The following is a 7,500-nucleotide window of genomic DNA, read 5'->3' on the forward strand; positions in this document are numbered from 1 at the left end:
ATGGAAGCTTATGTATTCGAGGTTGGATGTATACAGTGTTTTGCTTTCATCAATCTGTGTAAATGAACTCGACATTGTATTGATCATTTGTTTGGCTTCATATAAGGCTAGAAATTCTTCAGGAAGTTTGTTAATACGGATGGTTTCGATGAGTTCAATCGTGTTTCTGCCCGATTTATAAATAAACTTCGATTTAGCGTCTTTCTCGCCTGGATTACCACTGACATGATCATGACTAATAAATCCATCTTGCAATTCTTTTAAATTATCAGGATTAACAAATAGTTCAAGAACTTGATCGATAGGAGCATTAATTTCAACCTGGCAACTAAATTTCATTTATTTGTTTTTTAGTTTTGGAAGAATTTCAGTGTTAACCCAATTGAAATAATAATCCTGCAAACTCTTTGTATCAACTTTTGGATCTCCACTCACAAATTTTTTCAATTCAGCAGGACCAGAATAAATGATCCGAAAACGAGGTAGAACTTTTTTTAACAAAGGAATTGCTCTGAAATAATCCAATTTGGAAGTACCTGAAATATGGGTCATAATTATCTTCGCCTTCTCAGGAATCGAAACAGCATTAAGCATATAACCCAAACCAATTTTAAACTCTGTATCATTATTACCAAAACCGGGAGCCAGTAATATGACTCCACCATCGTCAATTGCCTTTGCAGAAACACCTATGGCCTCTCTGTTTTTTACTTTCGACTCTTCCAATGTAAGTAAAGGACTATAATGAATTCTTTTCAATACTTTTGCTCGCATGGTTTCTCTTTCGTCTCCCTGTGTTCTGTAATTAACGTAAACAGGAATGCAATGTGGATCAAATGCAGGCAGTACCGAAATAAAGGAATTATTAATGAGCATAAAAACATCTTTGCGTGTAGGCAAACTGCTCAGCAAAACCATGGCATCTAATTCAGCAGGATGATTGGTAATCAGCAATACAGGATCTTCACTTAAGGTCTTTATTGCATCAGGGTGCCGCTGAACATCCATTTTTTTACTGACAGAATCAATTACTCGGGCAAAGGCTTTTGCAAATCCTATTTCTTCTATGTTTTTATTAATGCGTCTGAGAATTCTGCGGGTAAAAAACCAATTGAAGGCCGTGTGTTTAATGGGGTATTTATATTCTTTATTATCGGACATTTATCACGAAACGTTAGTTAATCAAAGATAATGGCTTTTATTTAAACATGTAATTTAGTATATATGAGTTTTTCTGATGGATTGAACTTTTGAATTATTTTTTTCTAATGACAAATGTGGCTAAGGTGTAATGCACAGTTGATTGCTGCAAAACTCCATCTTTGTATATATAATCTGTATGGTTACTGTTTCTGGGGTGTGACATCGTGTATCGCCCATTTGCTGTTTTTTTAATTGGCTTATTGATGGCATCAAATTCTGAAAAAATTGCATCAACATATTTGGGCTCAACGATGCACAATATACCATCAGAAATTGTTATTTTTCCATAAAACTTTCTTAGGTCGCCATCTTCATTAACCAAATAATAGCCATTCTTTTTTACGACCTGCATGCTTGAGCGAACATTTCCATTTAAATAGGTTATTACGGTTGAAGAATACAATTCATCATTCACGTATTTAACTTTCATGGTGTATTTTACTTCTACTGTTATTATCACTTTTGCAACCACTTTACTAACCAAATCCAAGTTGAGTGTATTGCCTTTTCGGGTAATAACAGCATCCAAATTGCCTACATCTTTACCATTATATAGAATGTCGTATTTTAAGTTTTGCGACCACCCCATTGTTGTTGTAAACAGGAATATATAAAACAATGCTACTTTCATAAAAAGTCAAACCTACATATTTTTTTCAAAAATAAAATTAAAATATCGTATTAAAAGAAGACATAATTATGAACATATGTTCATAAAAATACATACATTTGGTTCAAATTAATTATGTCGAGACCAAAACATAAACGAAAAATAAATGGACCTCCTATGATGGAGGGTTTTAAACCCTTTGGAATTCCAATGAAAGATTTAGAGCCTGTTATTTTGTTATTTGAAGAGTATGAATCCATTCGCTTATCGGATTACCTGAATTATACACATGAAGAATCGGCTATAAAAATGAATATTTCCAGACCAACTTTTACAAGAATTTATGAAAAAGCCCGAAAGCAGATTGCAAAATCGTTTATTGAAGGAAAAGCTTTGCTTTTTGAGGGAGGAAATTACGAAACCGATGATTTTTGGTATAGATGTAATAGTTGCTTTCAGTTAAGCATTTCTCAAGACAAGAATAATGCGTGTAATTATTGTAATTCAGATGATGTCAGGCAATTAAATAAATAATTATGGACGGAAACAAAGGAAATTGTATTTGTATTCGATGCGATAAAAAATATGTTCATAAAAAGGGTATTCCTTGTAAACAGGAGGTTTGTCCAGATTGTGGGAAGAAAATGATTCGAGAAAATTCATATCATCATCAATTATATTTAAAGAAAAAAGAAGATAAAAATGAAAATAGCCATACCAAGTGATAATGGAAGCCAGATATCAAGGCACTTTGGACGCGCCAAAGGATTTATAGTATTTACCATTGAGGAAGGAGTTATTCAGAACGAAGAGTTCGTGGATAATCGATTTACAGGTCATTCACAAGGCTTACATGTCAGCCATGGACATCAGGGAGGCGATGAGCACCATCATTCTCATCAAGGAATTTTACAAGCTCTCGAAAATTGTTCGATTGTAATTGCCGGAGGAATGGGAAAGCGTTTGGTAACAGATATGACGAGTTCAAACAAACAAGTTTTTATTACCAAAGAAGTAATTGCCCGCAAGGCAGTTGAGTTATTTCTTGAGGATAAATTAGATCATCAGGATGATCTTTATTGCGAACACTAAGCAAGAAAAGTTTTCGGCATTTTAACCGACTTCGCAAATTTTTGACAGGTTTTCCCTGCTCATAATTTTTAAGTGTTTCCCATTTAATTCTATCAGGTTTTCATCTTTAAAGCCTCTTAAAATACGGGTAACACTCTCCACCGACATATTGGTTAATTCAGCAATATCCCTTCGACTTAATTGCAATTCAAACGCATCATTTTTATAAATGTTCTCAGATAGGCATAAAAGTATATTTGCCATACGACCTGAAAGATGATTTTGTGTCAGGCAATACATTCTTTCATAGCCCTGAATAGTATTTTCATTAATGATATCTACAACTTCTGAAGCAAATTTAGCGTTGTTGTTCATCACATTTTTAAACACATCTATATCGATCATGCAAACATGGGAATCTTCATAACTCATCGCAGAATAATAGAGGATGTTGTTGGAGATAGAAGGAAGGGCAAACATTGATCCTGTTGAGATAATTCGCAGAATCAGGTTTTTTTGTTTGTTTTTTTCAAAATATAATTTTGCCAGTCCATTTTTCAGGTACATAATATTTGAAGCCATTGATCCCTGCTTGCAAATAATTTCTCCTTTTTTGAATTTAATTTCAACCCGATGATTATTCATAAACTGAAGTTCTTCATCTGATAATTTTTCAAAACACGAGCTTTTGTTTTTGCAATGTAAACAGCTTATAATATTATTAGCCATACTGATTTTATTAGTCACTAACAATATTATGGAAATTTGATCAATTTTGATTTAAGCAATGCTTAATAACATGATAATACTTGATCTATGTAAGTTTCCAAGATGCTGAAAACCATTCGATTTGTTGATTAGGTAGTGTTTCTGAAAAGAAATAGTGAAACAGCTTGTGTCTAGTTTTGTATTATTGATTTTCTGAAATTTAATTCCATTTTTATGCAAAGAGTTTTGGTATTTTTAAGCATACTTCTCATTCCTATTTTAATTGCAGTTCTTATTGTGAAGAACTATGGTAATTCAGGGGAACTTGTGAAAAATGAGGTTTTTGTTAAATCAAAGATGGATAAAAAAGCGATCTATCATTTCAAATTAGAGGAGTTGCAAAAACAATTTGAATCGGGGCCAGAAGTAACTAAAGCATGTTTATCTTGTCATACTGAAAGAGGAAAAGAATTGCTTCATACCTCACATTGGTTGTGGCAAAGAGAAGAAGAAATTGAAGGCAAAGGAATTGTTCCAATTGGGAAACGAAATATCCTAAATAATTTTTGCATAGGCACACGTGCAAGTGAAGCAACCTGCACCAGGTGTCATATTGGTTATGGCTGGGAAAATAAAGATTTTGACTTTTCAAATCCTGAAAACATCGATTGTCTGGTTTGCCATGACAATACAGGAACATATAAAAAAGAAAGTGGTGTGGGAGGACAGGCAAAAACAAGTGTTGACTTAACCTTTGTGGCTAGAAATGTTGGATTGCCTACAAAAGAAAATTGTGGTGTTTGCCATTTTTGGGGTGGTGGCGGAAATAATGTAAAACATGGAGACCTTGAAATTGCCTTGTTAGATTGTACCGAAGATGTGGATGTGCATATGGCAAAACATGGATTGGATATGACTTGTACAGATTGTCATGTAACGGAGAATCACCAGATGGCAGGTAAGCTTTATGCACTTTCATCAGAAAACAAAAGCAGGGCTACTTGCGCACAATGTCACACCAAAGAACCACATGCTGATAAAATATTAAACGAACATAATTTAAGAGTTGCTTGTCAGACATGCCATATTCCCCAATACGCGAAAGTAAATAGTACAAAAATGATATGGGATTGGTCTACTGCAGGAATTCTTGACGATCAGGGAGAACCTATGCATTGGAACGATGCTGACGGAAACCATAAATATATGGGAATTAAGGGAACTTTTATTTGGGACGATCATGTTATACCTGAATACTATTGGTTTAATGGAATAGCCGATCATCAGTTAATTGAAGATAAAATTAAGGATGTTCCTGTTCAAATGAATACATTATCAGGCTCCTATTGCGATAAAGGCAAAAAGAAAAAATCAGCAGAGTGTTCTAAAATTTGGCCTGTTAAAGTGCATCGAGGAAAACAGATTTATGATACAAAAAACATGACCCTTATTCAACCCAAATTATGGGATAAAGAAAAAGGAAAGGGGGCTTACTGGAAAGACTTTGATTGGCAGATTGCCTCTCAAAAAGGGATGGAATATATCGGACAGGCTTATAGTGGCGAATATGGTTTTGTTGAAACGGAGATGTATTGGCCGTTGAGCCACATGGTTTCACCAAAAGAAGAATCACTGAAATGTAAGGATTGCCACATTCGAAATAATGGGCGACTAGAAAGCCTTTCTGGATTTTACATGCCTGGTCGTGATCGAATTTTAGGCTTGGATATTATTGGTATCCTTTTAATCATATTTTCCTTCATTGGTGTTTCTATTCACTTAATTTGCCGGATTAGTATGAAAAAAAACTGTGTAGTTGACCAATTGATTAAGGGAGAGATAAATAAATAAAATTTACGATGAAGAAAGTATATTTATATAAAGGATTCGAAAGGTTCTGGCATTGGACACAAACAGTTTTGGTTCTTGCACTTATGTTAACCGGTTTCGAAATTCATAGCTCCTTCAATTTGTTTGGTTATGAAACGGCAGTTCAATGGCATAATTATGCTGCATGGGCATTTATTGTTCTTATTATTTTTGCCTTCTTTTGGCATATTTCTACCGAGCAATGGAGGAATTATATACCCACAAAAAAGAATTTGAAAGCACAAATGGATTATTATTTAACTGGAATATTCAGAAATGCGCCCCATCCAACCCGAAAAAGAACACTAAGCAAATTGAACCCATTACAAAGAATTATTTATTTGGGTTTGATTGTTCTTGTTTTACCGATAATGGTAGTTTCAGGCCTATTTTACATGTTTTTTCACTACCCATCTTCAGGCTTTGAGATTGCTACATTGAAACCAATTGCCTTAATTCATACATTAGGAGCTTTTGTACTTGTTTCTTTTTTAATTGTTCATCTGTACTTAATTACAACAGGACATACTGTTTTTTCAAATTTGAAAGCCATGGTTACAGGATGGGAAGAAATGGATGATGATGAAGTAAAAGATATTGTTGAGGAAGCAATAGAAGAGGCTGGCAAGAATATCAAATCAGCAAAAAATGATTTGTCTTCAAAAAAAGTTAAAGATGTGATGGCCGAAGCTCTTGGGGATACTGAGAAAAAAGTAAAGGATGAACAATTGGAAAGCCAGAAACCGAAAAATAAAAAACAACTATAGAAAGATGAAAAAGATAAAAGCAATAATTTTTAGCACAATACTGTTTTCTTTAGTTTTTACTGCATGCCATGAAAAAACAACGTTTACACCAAAGGAAATGGTTGATAATGCGCTTAAACAAGTTGAAAAAGTAAGCACTTCAGACTTGAAAAAAATGCTTGATAATGGTGATGATTATCTATTGCTGGATGTCAGGGATTTAAATGAACACAAGCCTGGATTTATCCCAGGATCTGTGTGTTTGTCGAGAGGCACATTGGAATTCAACATTGGTAAAAAAGAGTTTTGGGAAGGAAAAAAACTCAATATGCCTGAAAAGGATTTCCCAATTATTGTGTATTGCAAAAAAGGAGACAGAGGTATTTTAGCAGCACATACGCTTCATCATTTAGGATATAGCAATGTTCAATATCTGGAGGGTGGCTTTAAGGCTTGGGAATTAGATTATCCCAAGGTTTATGATCGGATTGAAGAATCTCATGACGATCATGCCGAAGTAGGTGGTTGCTAATATCTAAATTATAAAATCATGAAAAGATTGGTTAATACATTTGTGCTACTTGCTTTTTTAAGTCTTGGATTTTCATCCCTACATGCTAATTCATTGATTACTGCTGACGATTTAAAAGCAATACTTAATGATGAAAATGTTCAAATTGTTTCTTGTCAAAAAGAAGCGGATTTTAAAACCTCACACATAAAAGGTGCTTTGCAGATCTGGCATACAGAAATGTATATAAAGCCTAGCGAAATGGGAATATTAATGAATTCCGAAGAGTTGACTAATTATTTTGGTCTTAAAGGAATTGATTTTAGCAAGCAAATTATATTGTATGATGATGGGAGCAACAAATATGCTTGTCGGGTTTTTTGGGCACTTCAATATCTGGGCCTCACGCAGATAAAAATCTTATCTGGTCATTTTGATGAGTGGTATGCAAAAGGATATCCTGTTACAAAAAACCCAACGCCTTTTAAGAAGGTGAAAAATAATTTGCAATTAAATGAAAGTGTTTTCTCCAGCATCAAGGATGTAGAAGCCAGTACGAGCAATCCTGATATACTCCTTATAGATGTAAGGAGTAAAGAAGAATTTAATAATTTAGGTCACATTCCCGGAGCAACGTTATTTTATTGGGAAAGTGTTTTAAACCTCAACAAATCTTTCAAGAGCAGAGAATTAATAACAGAAATAGCTAAAGCTGATGGATTGGAACCCGATAAGGAAATTATTCTTTATTGTGCAACCGCTGTTAAAGCGTCTGTGATTTA

The 7,500-nt window shown here is 34.1% G+C and carries 10 protein-coding genes; 6 read left to right on the forward strand and 4 right to left on the reverse strand.

The genetic code is table 11. The annotated features are described in order from the left end of the window. The 3 genes from HOG71_03590 to HOG71_03600 form a co-directional block, all read right to left on the reverse strand. On the reverse strand, positions 1 to 339 hold a 339-nt coding region (locus tag HOG71_03590), incomplete at its 3' end, for an SRPBCC family protein (GenBank protein MBT5989915.1). Continuing rightward, positions 340 to 1,161: a hypothetical protein gene (locus tag HOG71_03595; GenBank protein ID MBT5989916.1), complete on the reverse strand. Its 822-nt coding sequence runs from the start codon at positions 1,159 to 1,161 to the stop codon at positions 340 to 342. It lies immediately after the preceding gene. 94 nt (positions 1,162 to 1,255) lie between these two features. Further along, positions 1,256 to 1,834, reverse strand: coding sequence for a hypothetical protein (locus HOG71_03600; protein ID MBT5989917.1), 579 nt, complete (start codon positions 1,832 to 1,834; stop codon positions 1,256 to 1,258). Positions 1,835 to 1,948: 114 nt separating this feature from the next. Here HOG71_03600 and HOG71_03605 point away from each other — a divergent pair, with 114 nt between their 5' ends. Together HOG71_03605 and HOG71_03610 are read left to right on the forward strand one after the other, a co-directional pair. Beyond that, positions 1,949 to 2,347 carry a DUF134 domain-containing protein gene (locus HOG71_03605; GenBank protein MBT5989918.1) on the forward strand — a complete coding sequence of 133 codons (399 nt, stop codon included), beginning with the start codon at positions 1,949 to 1,951 and terminating at the stop codon, positions 2,345 to 2,347. Positions 2,348 to 2,515: 168 nt separating this feature from the next. After that, positions 2,516 to 2,905, forward strand: a complete 390-nt coding sequence (locus HOG71_03610) for an iron-molybdenum cofactor biosynthesis protein (GenBank protein ID MBT5989919.1) — start codon at positions 2,516 to 2,518, stop codon at positions 2,903 to 2,905. 21 nt (positions 2,906 to 2,926) lie between these two features. Here the strand turns inward: HOG71_03610 and HOG71_03615 are convergent, their stop codons facing one another. Further along, positions 2,927 to 3,613: a Crp/Fnr family transcriptional regulator gene (locus HOG71_03615; GenBank protein ID MBT5989920.1), complete on the reverse strand. Its 687-nt coding sequence runs from the start codon at positions 3,611 to 3,613 to the stop codon at positions 2,927 to 2,929. A 213-nt stretch (positions 3,614 to 3,826) separates the two neighbouring features. On the opposite strand from HOG71_03615, the gene HOG71_03620 reads away from it, so the two are divergent. From HOG71_03620 to HOG71_03635, 4 genes are all read left to right on the forward strand, one after another. Further along, entirely contained in the window at positions 3,827 to 5,443 is a 1,617-nt protein-coding gene (locus HOG71_03620; protein MBT5989921.1) for a tetrathionate reductase family octaheme c-type cytochrome, read from the forward strand. 8 nt (positions 5,444 to 5,451) lie between these two features. Then, complete coding sequence (locus tag HOG71_03625) at positions 5,452 to 6,228, forward strand: cytochrome B (protein MBT5989922.1); 777 nt, start codon at positions 5,452 to 5,454, stop codon at positions 6,226 to 6,228. A 4-nt stretch (positions 6,229 to 6,232) separates the two neighbouring features. Then, a complete protein-coding gene (locus HOG71_03630; GenBank protein ID MBT5989923.1) occupies positions 6,233 to 6,739 on the forward strand; it encodes a rhodanese-like domain-containing protein in 507 nt (168 codons plus the stop codon). 18 nt (positions 6,740 to 6,757) lie between these two features. After that, positions 6,758 to 7,500, forward strand: a 743-nt coding sequence (locus HOG71_03635; protein ID MBT5989924.1) for a sulfurtransferase, incomplete at its 3' end; no start/stop codon positions are given.

It is taken from the genome of Bacteroidota bacterium (assembly GCA_018698135.1).
Lineage (GTDB): Bacteria > Bacteroidota > Bacteroidia > CAILMK01 > JAAYUY01 > JABINZ01.

Excerpts from the sequence above, each read along its gene's own strand:
- HOG71_03595 (MBT5989916.1), bottom strand. The coding sequence starts at position 1,161 with ATGTCCGATAATAAAGAATATAAATACCCCATTAAACACACGGCCTTC.
- HOG71_03600 (MBT5989917.1), bottom strand. The coding sequence starts at position 1,834 with ATGAAAGTAGCATTGTTTTATATATTCCTGTTTACAACAACAATGGGG.
- HOG71_03605 (MBT5989918.1), top strand. The coding sequence starts at position 1,949 with ATGTCGAGACCAAAACATAAACGAAAAATAAATGGACCTCCTATGATG.
- HOG71_03610 (MBT5989919.1), top strand. The coding sequence starts at position 2,516 with ATGAAAATAGCCATACCAAGTGATAATGGAAGCCAGATATCAAGGCAC.
- HOG71_03615 (MBT5989920.1), bottom strand. The coding sequence starts at position 3,613 with ATGGCTAATAATATTATAAGCTGTTTACATTGCAAAAACAAAAGCTCG.
- HOG71_03620 (MBT5989921.1), top strand. The coding sequence starts at position 3,827 with ATGCAAAGAGTTTTGGTATTTTTAAGCATACTTCTCATTCCTATTTTA.
- HOG71_03625 (MBT5989922.1), top strand. The coding sequence starts at position 5,452 with ATGAAGAAAGTATATTTATATAAAGGATTCGAAAGGTTCTGGCATTGG.
- HOG71_03630 (MBT5989923.1), top strand. The coding sequence starts at position 6,233 with ATGAAAAAGATAAAAGCAATAATTTTTAGCACAATACTGTTTTCTTTA.